The 14,900-nt window shown below is 36.4% G+C and carries 15 protein-coding genes; 4 read left to right on the top strand and 11 right to left on the bottom strand.

Annotated features, from left to right (window positions below; all coding sequences use genetic code 11):
• Positions 1-34 precede the first annotated feature (34 nt).
• Positions 35-541, top strand: coding sequence for a GNAT family N-acetyltransferase (locus ACN1CN_RS10250; protein WP_419135584.1), 507 nt, complete (start codon positions 35-37; stop codon positions 539-541).
• Here the strand turns inward: ACN1CN_RS10250 and ACN1CN_RS10245 are convergent.
• From ACN1CN_RS10245 to ACN1CN_RS10215, 7 genes are all read right to left on the bottom strand, one after another.
• Positions 538-1,557, bottom strand: a complete 1,020-nt coding sequence (locus ACN1CN_RS10245) for a hypothetical protein (protein WP_419135582.1) — start codon at positions 1,555-1,557, stop codon at positions 538-540. The genes ACN1CN_RS10250 and ACN1CN_RS10245 overlap by 4 nt on opposite strands.
• On the bottom strand, positions 1,535-3,049 hold the full coding sequence (locus ACN1CN_RS10240; RefSeq protein ID WP_419135581.1) for an NAD(P)-binding protein: 1,515 nt from the start codon (positions 3,047-3,049) through the stop codon (positions 1,535-1,537). The genes ACN1CN_RS10245 and ACN1CN_RS10240 overlap by 23 nt, the downstream gene beginning before the upstream one ends.
• 88 nt (positions 3,050-3,137) lie before the next feature.
• The gene (locus ACN1CN_RS10235; RefSeq protein ID WP_419135580.1) at positions 3,138-4,658 is read right to left on the bottom strand and encodes a polyamine aminopropyltransferase; all 1,521 of its coding nucleotides are present in this window, start codon (positions 4,656-4,658) and stop codon (positions 3,138-3,140) included.
• Positions 4,651-4,866, bottom strand: coding sequence for a DUF350 domain-containing protein (locus ACN1CN_RS10230; protein WP_173965304.1), 216 nt, complete (start codon positions 4,864-4,866; stop codon positions 4,651-4,653). The genes ACN1CN_RS10235 and ACN1CN_RS10230 overlap by 8 nt, the downstream gene beginning before the upstream one ends.
• A gap of 9 nt (positions 4,867-4,875) precedes the next feature.
• Entirely contained in the window at positions 4,876-5,055 is a 180-nt protein-coding gene (locus tag ACN1CN_RS10225; RefSeq protein WP_419135579.1) for a hypothetical protein, read from the bottom strand.
• A 6-nt stretch (positions 5,056-5,061) separates the two neighbouring features.
• Positions 5,062-6,294 carry a DUF4178 domain-containing protein gene (locus tag ACN1CN_RS10220; RefSeq protein ID WP_419135578.1) on the bottom strand — a complete coding sequence of 411 codons (1,233 nt, stop codon included), beginning with the start codon at positions 6,292-6,294 and terminating at the stop codon, positions 5,062-5,064.
• 3 nt (positions 6,295-6,297) lie between these two features.
• Complete coding sequence (locus tag ACN1CN_RS10215; RefSeq protein ID WP_419135577.1) at positions 6,298-6,660, bottom strand: S-adenosylmethionine decarboxylase family protein; 363 nt, start codon at positions 6,658-6,660, stop codon at positions 6,298-6,300.
• Between the two features lie 351 nt (positions 6,661-7,011).
• Here ACN1CN_RS10215 and ACN1CN_RS10210 point away from each other — a divergent pair, with 351 nt between their 5' ends.
• Entirely contained in the window at positions 7,012-8,631 is a 1,620-nt protein-coding gene (locus ACN1CN_RS10210) for an alkaline phosphatase family protein (RefSeq protein ID WP_419135576.1), read from the top strand.
• Between the two features lie 165 nt (positions 8,632-8,796).
• Here ACN1CN_RS10210 and ACN1CN_RS10205 read toward each other — a convergent pair whose 3' ends face one another.
• From ACN1CN_RS10205 to ACN1CN_RS10190, 4 genes are read right to left on the bottom strand one after another with little or no spacing between them, the layout of a single operon-like run.
• Positions 8,797-9,597 (bottom strand): DUF475 domain-containing protein, encoded by an 801-nt coding sequence (locus ACN1CN_RS10205; protein WP_419135575.1) that lies wholly within the window; start codon positions 9,595-9,597, stop codon positions 8,797-8,799.
• A gap of 37 nt (positions 9,598-9,634) precedes the next feature.
• Positions 9,635-10,879, bottom strand: coding sequence for a cation:dicarboxylate symporter family transporter (locus ACN1CN_RS10200; protein WP_419135574.1), 1,245 nt, complete (start codon positions 10,877-10,879; stop codon positions 9,635-9,637).
• Between the two features lie 41 nt (positions 10,880-10,920).
• Positions 10,921-12,213 (bottom strand): CitMHS family transporter, encoded by a 1,293-nt coding sequence (locus tag ACN1CN_RS10195; RefSeq protein WP_419135573.1) that lies wholly within the window; start codon positions 12,211-12,213, stop codon positions 10,921-10,923.
• Between the two features lie 18 nt (positions 12,214-12,231).
• Positions 12,232-12,924: a DUF2490 domain-containing protein gene (locus ACN1CN_RS10190; protein ID WP_264526007.1), complete on the bottom strand. Its 693-nt coding sequence runs from the start codon at positions 12,922-12,924 to the stop codon at positions 12,232-12,234.
• Between the two features lie 343 nt (positions 12,925-13,267).
• Between ACN1CN_RS10190 and ACN1CN_RS10185 the strand changes: the two genes are divergently transcribed.
• Positions 13,268-14,209 (top strand): sensor histidine kinase, encoded by a 942-nt coding sequence (locus ACN1CN_RS10185; RefSeq protein ID WP_419135571.1) that lies wholly within the window; start codon positions 13,268-13,270, stop codon positions 14,207-14,209.
• On the top strand, positions 14,206-14,892 hold the full coding sequence (locus ACN1CN_RS10180) for a LytR/AlgR family response regulator transcription factor (protein WP_419135570.1): 687 nt from the start codon (positions 14,206-14,208) through the stop codon (positions 14,890-14,892). Before ACN1CN_RS10185 ends, ACN1CN_RS10180 begins: the two co-directional genes overlap by 4 nt.
• Positions 14,893-14,900 lie beyond the last annotated feature (8 nt).

The following is a 14,900-nucleotide window of genomic DNA, read 5'->3' as shown; positions in this document are numbered from 1 at the left end:
AAGGATTCATTAATCTACAGCATATCCCTCAATCATGGAATTTTTTAAAACTACAAATGAAGATATCGATGCCGTTTTTGCTCTTTACAATGCGGCTACATCCTATCAAAAAACGGTCAACAACAAAAGCTGGAGAGGTTTTGAAAGGGCTCTTATAGAAAAAGAAATTGCCGAGAATCGTCATTTCATCATCAAAGAAGGAGAGGAAGTAGCCTGTACATTTGTTCTTACTTTTAATGATCTCATTATCTGGAAAGAAGCCAGTGCCGATCCTGCCGTTTATCTACATCGTATTGCTACGAATCCAAAATTCAGAGGGCAATCGTATGTCAAAAAAATTATTGATTGGGCAAAAGAATACGCCAAAGAAAACAACAAAAAGTACATTCGTCTTGACACCCACAGCGGAAACGAAAGAATAAACAAGTATTACACCAGCTGTGGTTTTGAATACAAAGGTATCAGCACCATTGAATGGACAAGTGAATTACCGGAACATTATAAAGAGGGTTCTTTTAGTTTGTTCGAGATTAAGCTTTAGTTTTTAGATTTCCAGATAAAGCCATCTAAAATATAGTGTGTAAATTGAGGTACACTCAGAAGCGGCACTAATAGAAATTGCCATCCTGAAAAATCGAAATTACTTACCGTGATATTTTCATTCCAAACGAAAAACTCCCAGAGAAACTCTTCTGAAAAAGCAATTAACACTAATATACCTATGTAAATTAAAATGCCATTGTATCTCTTTAAATAAGCCAAAGCTCCTATTTCTTTGCTGCTCTTCCCGTCAATTTCTTTGAAGTACACTAAAGCCATATAAGGAATTCCGTGTGAAACCACATTTAGCAGAGTAAAAATAAGGTCGTCGTTGAAGTAAACAATTCCAAAATACCACGAAAGTACAGTTCCCAAAATAATGCTATTTTTAGGGATATTAAAGAATTTAGTTTTAACGGAAACGATTGTGGTGCGAATAACGTAAAGAGATAGAATGGCAATATAAGCCCAAAACAAAATTTCTAAGATTGCTTGATTTTCAAAACGAAAGAATTCATTTTCAACAAACCAGTTGAATTTTCTTTTAGAAGAAAAAAACCAAAACAACATTGGGTAAACTGTAGCCGCATAAATCGTCAGGTTATCCATCCAGGCAGAGACTCTGGTTTTCTCTTCCTTGCGTGCATACAATCGCATGAAGCCATATTGCTGCCGAATAAAATGGAAAACAGCCACATACGCCAGAAAAGACCAGAAAACTAAGCTTCCGAAAGAGAATAAAACTAAGCCGGTAAGAAAACAAATAACAGGCAAAAGAATCAATCTTTTCCTGTCTTTCTGAAATTCACTTTTTACAAAATAGGTTTTAAATAAAGTAGCATAAACGTGTGCGACGTCAATAAAAACAATTAGAAAAAGCCAGGTATAAAACGAGTAATTATTTCCGATCGAAGTGATATAGTTCTGAAAAACAAAAATAATTGCCAGCACAAAAAATGACGGACCAATGATAAACAATGAGTCTGTTTTTGCTTTATGAATCCAGGGTTGTTCCATCTAATATTTTATTTACTGCATTAATTCCCTGGTGAAAAGCTTCCTCAAAGATTGAAATTCCCGATAAATCAGAGTGAGCAAAATAGATTCGGTTTTCAATATTCTGTGAAGCCTTCTTTTTTGCATCTCCGAAAATAAAATCAGGTACCGCAGAGATCATACCGTGTCCTAATAAAAAAACTTCCATTTCTTCGGTATCATTTTCAATATCCGGATGGGCAATTTTCAAATCATTAAAAACAACCTGTTTCCAATATTCTTTGTCTTTTTTATAAATTTCTTTACGCATTTTCTTCAAATCCCCGGACGAAAAACTATAGTAATAGGTAATCACTTTTTTATCCTGAATCTGATTTAATGTCTGATGTTGCGCGTAAACATAACCTAAGCCTTTTGCTTCATAAATCACATTATCCCAGGAAAGCGGAAAACTTAAATTATCGGTCAGATTATTTACAACTAAAGTCGCCAAAAGCCAGGGGGTATAGTGAAACTGTTTTGTAAATTGTTTTCGGTCTTTGATGAGATATTGGTTTACAAACTGAGGTGTTGCCATAATAACTTTATCTGCTATTATCTCAATAGAAGTCTTTTTGACATCATCAAATGCTTTAACAACAACTTTATTTTTCTCGATTTTCACCTCGTAAACCAAATGATTTTTCAGTGTTTTTTGTGACGTGTATTTCTTAAGATGCTGTGCCAATCTCGCATTTCCTTCCGGCCATGTCAAAACACTATCGCTTTTTTCTGCGGCTGCATCTTGTTTTCTTCCGGCAAAATAATGAATCCCTGCCCAGGCTGAAACAAAGGCAATTCCTAATCCAAAATCGTCCTTACAGCAATAATCAATATAATTAAACAATGGCTCTGATTTGAAATTATGCTCTTCAAACCATTGCTGCATAGTAATTTTATCCAATGCTCTTGTTTTTTCATTTTTAGAAGAAAGGGAAACTGGTATATCGAATAAGTACTTCTGATCTTCTCCTTTTGCAATTCGAAAGGCATCCATTTCTTTAAAGAAACGCTGAAATTCTTTATGTTCTTCCGGAGAGTTTCCATCCTTTGGAACAACGCCTTCCTGCCAATTATTTTTATAAAACAACCGTTCATCCGGTGCAAAAGTCAATTGCAATTCATCAAAAACAGGAAGTCCGTTTTTATCGTAATCCAGAATAATTTTCTCTTCTTCAAGAAAACCCAGAAGTTCTTTGTCCTCGAAATTTGGAAGCGGTAAATAATGTGCACCCAAAGGGTATTTTGAATATTTATTCTCCCCATTAGAAGAGTTCCCTCCCAAATGATTCGCCATTTCAATTAATAAAAAATCGGAGATTCCTTTTTTATGAAACTGACGTGCGGCGCTCAAACCTGAGATTCCACCACCTATAATTAAGTAAGGGATTTTTATTTGTTGTTGTGGCTTCGGAAAGTCTTTTATCCACAAACGGTGTCCTAAAAGATGATTTGTTCCTGATAACCGAATCATCAGAACCGCTATTTTATCGGAGCAAAATTGTAAAAAAGGAATTAAAAGCAAAGATGCCGCAATTCCCTTTACGAAATTTCGTCTTCCTCTATTGCAATTTTCCCCATTCTTCATCAAAATAGCGTACTAAAATCTGGTTATCCAAACGATTGATTTCTATTTGATTCGAAATCATATCGTTGGTAAAATAATTGAATCTGTCAAATTGATAATTGTAAAATTTCAATCCCGGGCTTTTTCGTTTCACATCATTAAAAGTGGTTCCAAAACCATTGATTGCAATGGTATATCCCCATTCTCCAAACGAAGGAACATAAGCGTGATAAGCATCAACCTGTGGAAAAACCTGCATCACTGTTTTATTGATACACCAAAATGATTTTGGAGCAAAATAAGGCGAAGTGGTTTGAATGACAACTGCCGCATCGGGTTTTAAGATGCTTTTTATAGTTTGATAAAAATTCAGAGAATATAACTTTCCCAGACTATAATTCGACGGATCTGGAAAATCTATAATGGCAACGTCAAACTTCTCGATACAGCTTTTTGCCCAGATATAAGCATCGGTATTTACAACTGTAACTTTCGGATTGTTTAATGAATTTTGATTGAATTTCGTCAGGACCGTGTTAGTTTTAAAAAGTCTGGTCATCCCTTCATCCAGATCGACTAAGGTTACTTTTTGGACTTCTTTGTATTTCAGGATTTCCCTAACCGCCAATCCGTCACCTCCTCCTAAAACCAAAACGTTTTTTACCTCTTTAGCCATTGACATTGCCGGATGAACTAAGGCTTCGTGGTACCGGTATTCATCTGCTGAACTAAACTGGAGATTGTTGTTTAAATACAACCTGTAATCGCTTTTGTTGTGTGTTAAAACAATTCGCTGATAAGGTGTGGAGTTGGTATAAATTATATTTTCTCCATATAATTTTCCTTCTGAATAAGATAAAATTACATCTGAAAAAATAAAAACTGTAAGCAGAACTAAAAAGGAAAGAATAGCTTTTACTTTTAAGAAGTAAGGCTTTTTTAATTCTTTGGTAAGCAAAAAACACAACACAATGGCTATGCTGACATTGATCATTCCAAAGAAAAGAGAGGTTCCCATTATTCCTAATTTGGGAACTAAAACCAAAGGGAATAGTATTGAAGCCAGCAAAGCTCCAATATAATCGAAGGTAAAGACATTAGAAACCAAATCTTTGAATTCGACTTTGTCTTTTAAAATATTCATCAAAAGCGGTATCTCTAATCCGACCAAAAAACCTGTTACAAAAACAAACAGGTACAATATGAATTGAAAGGATTCGACACTTTCGAACAATAGAAATAAAACTACCGAACTCAAACCGCCTATCAAACCAACCAAAATCTCGATTTCGACAAATGTATTGAGCAGATTTTTGTGAAAAAACTTTGAAAAAAAGGAGCCAATACCCATCGAAAACAGGTAAACTCCAATTATAAATGAAAATTGTTTTACGGAATCGCCTAATAAGTAACTTGCTAATGTTCCTGCGACAAGCTCATAAATAAGCCCGCAGGTTGCAATAATAAATACGGCAAACAGCAAAAGAAATTCAAACCTAAGAAACTTTTTACCCATGAATTGCTGCACTAATGATCATCGAAATCCCGATGATGAATGCAGCCAGAACAATTGCAACGGCAACATTATTTTTCTCCCCAACTTCTTTCCAGGTGTTTTCAGGAGTGATTTTTTCGATAATTAAATAAGCTGCCAATAAAATGATAATTCCTAAAAAAGAAAAAATGACTGAATTAACCACTGGTTGAACATGTATTAAATCCATAGTAAAGTGTTATTTGTGATAAAAACGGTTATAAGAAGTACGGCTTCCCGTTGACTTGTAATTTTCTGTGCTTTCACAGTCGCAAATTCGATTTCCTGCCATTGCAAAATAAAGATAAACTCCAAAGCAAAAAAGTCCTATTGCTAGTGAAGCGGCATTATTAAATATAAAATCCGAAATTTTTTTCATAACTGTTTATTCCTCATAGCGAGAATAAGAACTGTCTTCCCATCTCCCTTTTTCAAAATTATAATTAAAAAACCATATTATTAAGTAAATGATAATCATACCAATAACAACCATCCAGACATTCCTGCTTGAAGGTTCATTCCAGACCACATTTACACGCATTTCGCTATTAATAACATCTTCTGGCGCTTTCATTGGTGTTATTAGAAGATGGTATTTGCCTGCTTTTACACCGCAAATATTAAATTCTTCAGAATTATTCCCTTCTGTCCAGGACTCTCCGTCCGTATAGCCATGATAATATTCGATGTCTTTGTTTGCATAAATTTCATCATTGGTCACTTCATTTACTAAAGCGACATTCAGATTGGCCCATGAATTATCAACATCGGTAGAAACTTTAATGGTCAATGGTGCCGAACCTCCGTTCAGAATAAAAGCATCACTTGTAACTTCTTTATTATCAAATTCGGTAAATTTTATTGATTTAGAAAAAACATTCTGTTCGAATTGATCCTTATAGATATACCAGTTGGCCGTAATGATCAGTAAAGCAATAAAGCAGAAAATAATTCCGGTATTTCTGAGATCAAATCCATAGGGCTGAACCATATTTGTACCAGACTGATACGGTAAAGTAATGTTCTTAAAAGCCTTTTTTATTTCTCCTTTTTTAATGTATTCTCCGTAAAAAGCGGTTTCAACACCATTCATTCTTTCGACAGAAATCATGTACGGCGGTCTTATGTACTCCACTAAATGAATATTCCTGTTCTGAGGCAATTCGAAATCGAAAAACCCCTGAGCATTTATAATTGCAGCATCTGAATATTCAAAAATATTATAGTCTTTGTTATCGTGTTCCAGAATTAAAGGATGCTTTTTTACCTCAAAAACCTCTTCCATTTGAGTTAGTAAAATCCAATGTCCCTGAGTAAGTGAAAGATAAATAAATTCATTTTTATGATTTTGGAGTATAAACTCGGTCCACCTGTAATCAGGATGAACCCTTTTTACCAAAATGCCTATAACTTTATATTCGCTTCCTTTTAAAAACCCCACATCGCCTATCGCCAAAGGAAAATCATTGATTGTCGTTTTATATTGCGATTTTCTGCGGAACAGTCCCTCTTTGTCGCGAGCATATAAACTCTGACATTGAGGACAGACAAAATTTACAACCTCAAAACCAACCTGTAATTCGGTTTCTGTATTACAATCGTAACAAGGAATTTTCATATACTAACGGTTAATTTCAAAATCTTTAATAATTTTTCCTTCAAAATAGCTAATGTAATCTGTCATCACATCTTTAACTTTCTGCGAGTTATCCTGTAGATAGTTACACAAATAAACATCCAGTGTCAATTGGTTGTATTCGGGCCAGGTGTGTATGCAGATATGCGATTCTTTTAAACAGAATGAAATTGTAAAACTATTGTTGTCAAAATTGTGCACAATCACTCCCACCTTCTCCAATTCATATTTTTCTAAAATAGAATGAGTTACAGAGACAAAGCCCTGACTATTGGTTAATTTCGAAATTTCGTCGACATGTAGTGTTACCAGTTTGTGAAGACCTGGTGAATAGGGAGGTAAATCCATTAAAATAATATATTGACAGCGGCGCCAAATATATAATAATTTATTTAATAAAATAATCTAAAAAAAGCACTGGAAAGTATTCTTTAAAATGATAAAAATTGTTTGAAATTCTGATCTCATTTTTTTATTCTCCTCTAAATCCATTCCGGACATAAGCTAAGTATCAGAAATAGCATAACGAAAAATCCCGGCCTTACAAATTAACAATTTCAGAGCAATAGCTATCCAAACCACAGAAAGCAATATGCTGTTTTTCAGTACAGTATGATTTTTATCATGTATAAAGCGCCTTTTAATACCGAACTTGCAGCAGTTTAGTAAAGTTACTTACCCCCTTAAAATAATTAGAAAATGAACAGAAAAACCCTACTTAGTTCTGTCGCGATCCTGATAGTTCTATTTTTAAACTATTCCTGCTCCGACAGTCACTCTGATCAAAAATCAGAACCGTCGGCCCCCAAAACAAAAAAACTGCTCCTTATCGGGATAGACGGGTGCAGAGGTGATGCCTTAATGAGTTCGAACACTCCAAATGTTAAAAGCTTGCTCAACAATTCTGTTTACAGTTTTGATGCTCTGACCAACTCTCCTACCTGGAGCGGAAACGGATGGTCTACGATGCTTACGGGAGTTTCGTCATCAAAACATGGCGTTACCGACAATTCTTTTTCAACTCCAAATTTTGCTCTTTACCCCAGTTTTTTAAAACGTCTTGAAACCCAGAATCCTGCCCTGAACACTGTATCTATTGCATTCTGGAAACCCATTAATAATTATATAATTGATGGTATTGATGTAGAAAAAACACCTGCAACCGATCTTGAGGTAAAAAACGAAGCTGTAAATACCCTCAAAAACAATAATCCTGATGTTTTATTTCTACATTTTGATGATGTTGACCACGCAGGACATGCCTACGGATTTTCGGGAAGCATTCCTGAATATAAAGCCGCTATTGAAACGATAGACGTTTATATTGGAGAAATTTTAAATGCCTTAAAAAGCAGGTCCACCTATGCTAATGAAGACTGGCTGATAATTGTCTCCACTGATCACGGTGGAGTTGGTAAATCTCATGGTGGTTCGTCTTATCAGGAGAGAAATATTTTTACTATTTTTCACAACAAAGATTTCCCTACACAACAAGCCGATCCTGAAACCTCTATAACCGGATCATTTGTAAACTTCAACTCTAACAAAATTTACGCCTCAACCACGAATCCTCTTTATAATTTTGGAACTTCAGATTTCACAGTCGAATGTAGAGTGAAAACATCCAGTTTCTCAAGTGATCCCGCTATTGTTTCAAACAAAAAATGGGCGTCCGGATCAAATTCGGGGTTTGTAATTGCAGGCGACGGCGCCTCATGGCGAGCAAATATTGGAACCGGATCAAGTCGAATGGATTTAAAGGGAAGTTATCCGATTAACGACGGGAAATGGCACCATCTGGTTATGGTAGTAGACCGTACAGCCCGATCATTCAAAATTTACCAAGACGGTGCTCTTGTTAATCAGGCAGCTATCAGTAGCGATTTCGGAAGCTTATCTTCAGGTCTCCCGCTTGCAATTGGTCAAGACGGAACTTTAGCTTACGGTCGAACCATCAATGGAAATATCGCGGAAGTTCGTATCTGGAACAAAGCCCTGCCCGAATCTTCCATTTTAAATAATATGTGCACATCTGTAACCACTTCTCATCCTGATTACAGTAGCCTGATAGGATATTGGAAAGGAGATACGGGGTCAGGAAATATTTTTACCGATTCAAGCCCAAGTAATATTTCTATGTCGCTAAGCAATAATCCAACCTGGACTTCCGGTACCGATCCTTTAAAATGCGGAAAAGCAATTACTGGAGAAGTGCCAAAAATGACCGATATTGCTTATTCTTCACTTAAATGGTTTGGTTTAGATATTCCTTTTGGCTGGTCATTGGAAGGTAACTCTTTGCTGCCAGCAGGAAAATAATGATATGAAAAAAAGATCTTTTTGTTTAGATCTTAAACATAAAACCCCGCAATTTTAAAAAATGAAATTGCGGGGTTTTTTATTTTACAGAAAGGGATTCGAACCCTCCATACAGTTACGCTTACACTAACTCCTTCAACTGCTCTTCGCTCATAAGCTTATAATTTATTTATGGGCAACTGGTTTGGTTTTCATTGGAAAATTAAAGAAGGTGCTGGTTAGTATCGGTACAAAAAATACAGCAGCGGTAAGGACCGAGATTCCTATATCTGCAGCATGGCTTCCTAAGAATTTACTTAATGCTGTTTCGGGATAAAAATGTTCATATAAGGACAACGCCAGTTTAATTCCTAAAATGGCAATTACTACAAAAGCTGCGGTTTCCAGAAAATTGTATTTTTGCATAAGCCCCACAAACCACTGTGCTATAAAACGCATCGCCAAAATACCTATAAATACACCAATACATACTAATATGACGTTTGGTGTAAAGGCCACAGCTGCAAAGACATTATCAATTGAAAAGGCCATATCCATAAGCTCCACAAGGCAAACAGTAGCCCAAAAATGGCCTATTGAGCCTACTGTTACACGGTATAACCAATTACCTTCCTTATTTACTTTTTCTTCTTCGCCTCCCTCCTTTTGCTTGTCTTTGTACCATGAATACACCAGATAGAGCAGGTACAGTCCACCAATAGGCTTAAGCCACCAAATAGCAATAAGTGCCGAAGCAAATATCATGGCAACACCCCTAAAAAAATAAGCGCCCCAAATACCATACTTTAGCGCACGGTCACGCTGGTTTTCAGGTAAATCCATTACCATTGTAGCCAGTACGGCTGCATTATCTACAGAAAGCAGGCTTTCAATAAGAATAAGGTTTCCAATAATTGCCAGGGATGTACCGGGATGTGCAATAATATCTTGCCAAAGGCTATTAATAGTAGTAAGTAATTCAGTCATTTTGTATTATTTTAAAGAATGGTGCCTTATGGCTTATTTATTTTGATATCGAAAGGTCTATTTCGGGGTTTGGCTCAAAGTCATCTTCATATTTCGAAATGAGTATAACGGCTACCCCATTACCTATAAAATTAGTTATGGTACGGGCTTCGTTCATAAACTTATCAATACTGAAAAGCAGTGCCAAGCCTTCTAAAGGAAATTTATTGAGTGTTGTAAATGTTATGGTAAGAGCGATAAAACCAGATCCTGGTATTCCCGATGCTACTTTTGATGTAACCATGATAACCAGTCCTATAGTTATGATGTCGTGAAGAGTAAGTGGGATGTCAAACAACTGAGCAACAAACAAGGTGCATACGGGCAAAAATATAGACGCACCCGCAAGGTTAAAAGAATAGCCCAGCGGTATTGAAAGACCTACTACAGCTTTACTGCAGCCTGCTTTTTCAAGCTTTGCAACAATTAAAGGAAATACTGTTCTGGATGATGATGTACTAAAAACAATAAGCAGTTCTTCTTTAATATAATTCAGAAACTTCCAGAGACTTATGTTGTAATACCGCAGCAAAAGTCCCAGTACTATAAATACAAAGAATGCCATGGTTATATAAGTAGTCGCCAGCAATTTACCCAAAGGCAACAGGCTGTGTATACCAAACCGCGATACTGCGTAAGCCATTCCGCCAAAAGCAGCAACCGGTATAAGCAAAAACAGATACATCAATATCTTATACAAAAAGGTCATAAGTTTTTGCAGGGTGGTTACATACTTTGCCCGACCCGGCGAAAGGCTAAGCAAAACACCTGTTATGACTGCCAACAAAACCAATACCAACGGTCGATTAAGTATTATAAAGTTAAACCAGCCACCATCCAATGATTCGGTAGCTGTAAAATGTTTGGGCAAGGCTGCATCGATAAATCTTTTTTCTATCTTGCCCGGTTCTATAAATAATGCTGCCATTATGCCCATTATCATGGCAAGAGTAGTAATTATTTCAAAATAAACGAGCGCCTTAAGTCCTACACGGCTCACTTTTTTAAGATTGTCAATACTGCTTACACCTATAATTATAGTTAAAAATATGATGGGCTGTATAAGCGGTTCAATAAGGTATAAAAATCCACTGCCCAAAAAATCCAGCTGAATACCCTGTTCGGGATAATAGTGACCTACAGCAATTCCTAACAGCAATGCTAGGGTAACATAAGCTGCTAAATTTTTCAAATACTTTTGCGGTATTCCAGTGCTTTCCGGATGTTGTTGTGTGGTATCCATTTTTTAAACCTTACTCATTAAATTGCTCCGTAAAGGTAATTTTAAAAAGTTATTAACCCGATAAGCATCGCCGCAATAAGCATCGCTAATGATGAACCCAAGGCCCATTTTATAGTAAATTTTACGTGGTCAGAAAACTCAACACCTGCCAAACCTACTAAAAGATAGGTAGAAGGTACAAGCGGACTTAACAAATGAACTCCCTGACCGATAAGTGATGCTACTCCTATTTCTAACTTTGTAGCCCCCAGGTGTATACCGGTTTCTGTAATTAATGGCAGTATCCCAAAATAATAAGCATCGTTGCTTAAAAAAAAGGTTAACGGTGCACTGCTTACTGCTGTTATAACCGGAAAAGCACTGCCCCAGGTATCGGGAACCATTGCTATCATAGAAGCTGCCATAGCATCCATCATTCCGGTACCGGAAAGTATGCCTGTAAAAATACCAGCCGCAAATATCATCGATGCTACAGAAAGGGCGTTGCCTGCATGCAGTTTCAATACTTTTTGCTGTTCCTCTACTTTGGGGTAATTAATGATAAGCCCAATGCAGAATGCGATCATAAAGGAAACGGCCAATGGCAGTACATCAAACATCATTGAGGCCAGTAGTAGTATGGTAAGCAGAAGGTTAAACCATATCAGCCCTGGTCTCCTGAGTTCGCGTTCTATAACAACTTCTTCCTCCTTTATAAGATACTTGTTCGTGTCACCTTCGCGAGCAATTCTTCTTTTTTCGCGAAGCCCAAGCCAGAATGCTGCAAATAGTACCCATAGTATACCGCCAATCATGACTGGTATCATAGGCATAAACAGTTCCGACGCATCCATTTTAAGAGTGGTCATTGCACGTGCCGTGGGCCCGCCCCAAGGCAGTATATTCATTACCCCGCCACCAAGCATTATAATACACGCGAGAACAAGCGGGTTCATGCCCAGTTTTTTATACAAGGGCAACATTGCGGCCACAACTATCATATAGGTAGTAGCACCATCACCATCAAGCGAAACCAATATGGTAAGCAAGGCAGTACCCACGGCTATTTTTAAAGGATCGCCTTTTACAAACTTTAATATCAGATTTACCAGCGGGTCAAATAATCCGGCATCAATCATTATACTGAAGAAAAGTATCCCGAAAATAAGCATAATGCCGGTAGGAGCAATATTCTTTACACCCTCCATGATGATCGAACCAAGATCGGCAGTGAAACCTCCTACAATGGCAAAAAGTATAGGGATAAGTATTAGCGCCGTTAACGGAAACAAGCGTTTTGTCATGATCAGGTACATAAATACAATGATCATTGAAAATCCTAAGATTGTAAGCATGACTCTATATTTTTAAGTTTAATTATTTTCTGTTTTAGCCGACCAGTCAAATGAGTTTCTAAAACCCGCCAATACATAGTTGCTTGTATCATCAGGACTTACCTGATTGACAAATGAAAGTTCTATTGCTGATTGTTTACCGAGATTAATACCCAATCCGGCTGTAATCCTGTTGCTGTCAAATTGTTCTTCCTTTACCACATTCATCCTGATTTCATTTTTTAGAATGCCATACAAAAGGTTATTTCCCTTTTCTTTACCCAATGGGATTTTTAACGATATAAGATAACGCAGTCTCAAAACAAAATCATCAGGATTGGTTAAAAAACGTTCCTCGACACGATAACGGTGTAATAAGGTGGTACGACCCAGTTTGCTTTTGATCGTTAACTGCTGAAACGGTCTGTTTTCATAACGTACCTTTTTATCGGTAAGACTTGTGTAGGGCTGAAGCACCAAAAACATATAACCCACAGCCGGATAAAGGTCGTTGTCTAACTTTCTTTCCAAATAGGTAGAAACTAAAAAAAGACGTGAATCTTTTACCAAATCGTATGCACGATATTGAGAAAGGGCTGTAAAGCTGTACTTTTCGCTCAGTTTTGCCGACATTGTATATTGCAGCCACATGTTAAGATTATCTTGTTGTGCTGATGCTTTCGTAGAAAAAAGCATTAAAAAAAACATGATTGATATATAAATTCTATACATTCTGATAAATTGTTAATTTATTTGTCTGAGGTAAAAGTATAGGATTGATTTTCTCAAAAAATTAATTTTCAACGAACGACTCATTTAATAAACAAACAACGCAAAGTGCATACTTTAAAATAATGATATTTGTATTTTAAATGATATAATTTTAAAGGGTGAATAATTTTTAACACAAAAAAGTATGGTTTTACTAATAAACATCATTATCCTCCTTGTAGCTTTTAGATTACTGTTTGAACAAAAGATTATAGGCAGCCTCATGAAAAAACAATGGACAAACCTTATCCGGTTTCAACATGTTTTATTTTTTGTGATATACACCTCCTTTCTCATAATTTCAATGTTTTATTTTACCGAAATGCCTTTTGCACTGTATAGGATACTATTTATTATGGTAATCAATACTGCCTTGTATATTGTTTGTTATGCCTATTTAGTTCCCGCCTATTATCAAACCAATAAGTATCCTGAATACCTGTTGTATGCCCTGATATTATTTATATCCACAACATTGCTACGACTACTCGCTGAACCTGAATTTTCAAAAGGGAGCGGTGTAGCACAAGACCAAACGCTTTTTTTGATAAGCGTTTACAGTTCGCAAAGTATCGTGATTTTAGTAGCTTCCTTTTTGGGAATATCAAAACATAAATTTTTAATAGAATACGACTATCTCGACCTTGAAGTAAAAAAAAATGAGACCGACCTCAACCTTATGAAGTCAAAGATAAATCCTCACTTTTTACTCAATACGCTTAATAATATTTATGCGGGCAGCTACAGCCAGCATGCTAATACGACCGAAGCAATACTACAGCTCAGTCAGTTGCTGCAATATGTTATATATGAAACCGATAAAAAAACGATTGCCATACACAAAGAGTTTGAAATAATGAAGGCACTTGCGGGTTTGTACCAGCTCAAATACAACAATACACTCAATATCATATTTGAGCTAAATGACAGTGAAGCCCAGGAACAGGTAGAGGTCCCTCCTTCTATCTATTTTACTCTTTTTGAGAATGCACTTAAACATTCAGACATTGGGACCGCTATAGATGCCTATATTGTTGTGAAGTTTGATAAGATCGATGATAACTTGTTGTTCCGGATAGAGAACTCTGTACCAGAGCACGCTCAGGTTAGTAATAACAAAGGATATAACGGAATGGGACTGGTTGCATTGAAAAAAATACTTGCAATGGAATACACAGAAAATTATGAATTGTTTGATGAATTATCAAATAAGACGTACTTTTCTACTCTCAAAATAAAGTTATGAATCAATTGCAGGTTGTAGGCGTAGACGATGAATACCTTGCGCTGGAGCTGATAAAACAATATTGTGCCAAAACGGATGACATAAAGTTGCTGGCTACCTACAGCAACCCAAAGGAAGCCATGGATTTTTTGCAGCACAATGAAGCTGACCTGCTGATACTGGATATTAATATGCCCGGCATCAACGGGATAGAATTACTGCAAAATACACACAACAAGCCGCTCTGTATCTTTATAACCGCTGAAGAACAGCATGCGGCCAAAGCATTTGAGCTTGATGTTGTAGATTACCTTATAAAACCCATAAGTTTTGAGCGTTTTGAAAAAGCCATTACAAAAGCCAAAGAATACCACCGCTTTATAAAGTCTAAAAACATTGTTGAAGATTATATTATGTTTAAATCCGACAATATTGTAAACAAAGTAAAACTGGATGATATTTTTTGGATAGAAGGTTTTGGAGAATACCTCAAAATTGTATCCCGCTATAAAAAATACATGGTCCTGGAACGTATGGCAAAGTTTGAAGAAATGCACCGTCATCTGGGATTTATCAGAATACATAAATCATACCTGATTTTGAAAAGCCACATCGTATCATTCAATTCACGTATGGTACAGCTCAGAGACGGCAAGGAGTTGCCCATAGGCCGTACTTACAAGAACAACCTTAAGGAAATCTAAGATATAAG

Origin of the sequence: Flavobacterium sp. T12S277 (genome assembly GCF_048514875.1) — a bacterium.
GTDB lineage: Bacteria > Bacteroidota > Bacteroidia > Flavobacteriales > Flavobacteriaceae > Flavobacterium.
Note: the sequence above shows the minus strand (reverse complement) of the source record. Positions and strands in the feature narration are given on the sequence as shown.

Excerpts from the sequence above, each read along its gene's own strand:
- ACN1CN_RS10250 (WP_419135584.1), top strand. The coding sequence starts at position 35 with ATGGAATTTTTTAAAACTACAAATGAAGATATCGATGCCGTTTTTGCT.
- ACN1CN_RS10245 (WP_419135582.1), bottom strand. The coding sequence starts at position 1,557 with ATGGAACAACCCTGGATTCATAAAGCAAAAACAGACTCATTGTTTATC.
- ACN1CN_RS10240 (WP_419135581.1), bottom strand. The coding sequence starts at position 3,049 with ATGATTCGGTTATCAGGAACAAATCATCTTTTAGGACACCGTTTGTGG.
- ACN1CN_RS10235 (WP_419135580.1), bottom strand. The coding sequence starts at position 4,658 with ATGGGTAAAAAGTTTCTTAGGTTTGAATTTCTTTTGCTGTTTGCCGTA.
- ACN1CN_RS10230 (WP_173965304.1), bottom strand. The coding sequence starts at position 4,866 with ATGGATTTAATACATGTTCAACCAGTGGTTAATTCAGTCATTTTTTCT.
- ACN1CN_RS10225 (WP_419135579.1), bottom strand. The coding sequence starts at position 5,055 with ATGAAAAAAATTTCGGATTTTATATTTAATAATGCCGCTTCACTAGCA.
- ACN1CN_RS10220 (WP_419135578.1), bottom strand. The coding sequence starts at position 6,294 with ATGAAAATTCCTTGTTACGATTGTAATACAGAAACCGAATTACAGGTT.
- ACN1CN_RS10215 (WP_419135577.1), bottom strand. The coding sequence starts at position 6,660 with ATGGATTTACCTCCCTATTCACCAGGTCTTCACAAACTGGTAACACTA.
- ACN1CN_RS10210 (WP_419135576.1), top strand. The coding sequence starts at position 7,012 with ATGAACAGAAAAACCCTACTTAGTTCTGTCGCGATCCTGATAGTTCTA.
- ACN1CN_RS10205 (WP_419135575.1), bottom strand. The coding sequence starts at position 9,597 with ATGACTGAATTACTTACTACTATTAATAGCCTTTGGCAAGATATTATT.
- ACN1CN_RS10200 (WP_419135574.1), bottom strand. The coding sequence starts at position 10,879 with ATGGATACCACACAACAACATCCGGAAAGCACTGGAATACCGCAAAAG.
- ACN1CN_RS10195 (WP_419135573.1), bottom strand. The coding sequence starts at position 12,213 with ATGCTTACAATCTTAGGATTTTCAATGATCATTGTATTTATGTACCTG.
- ACN1CN_RS10190 (WP_264526007.1), bottom strand. The coding sequence starts at position 12,924 with ATGTATAGAATTTATATATCAATCATGTTTTTTTTAATGCTTTTTTCT.
- ACN1CN_RS10185 (WP_419135571.1), top strand. The coding sequence starts at position 13,268 with ATGTTTTATTTTACCGAAATGCCTTTTGCACTGTATAGGATACTATTT.
- ACN1CN_RS10180 (WP_419135570.1), top strand. The coding sequence starts at position 14,206 with ATGAATCAATTGCAGGTTGTAGGCGTAGACGATGAATACCTTGCGCTG.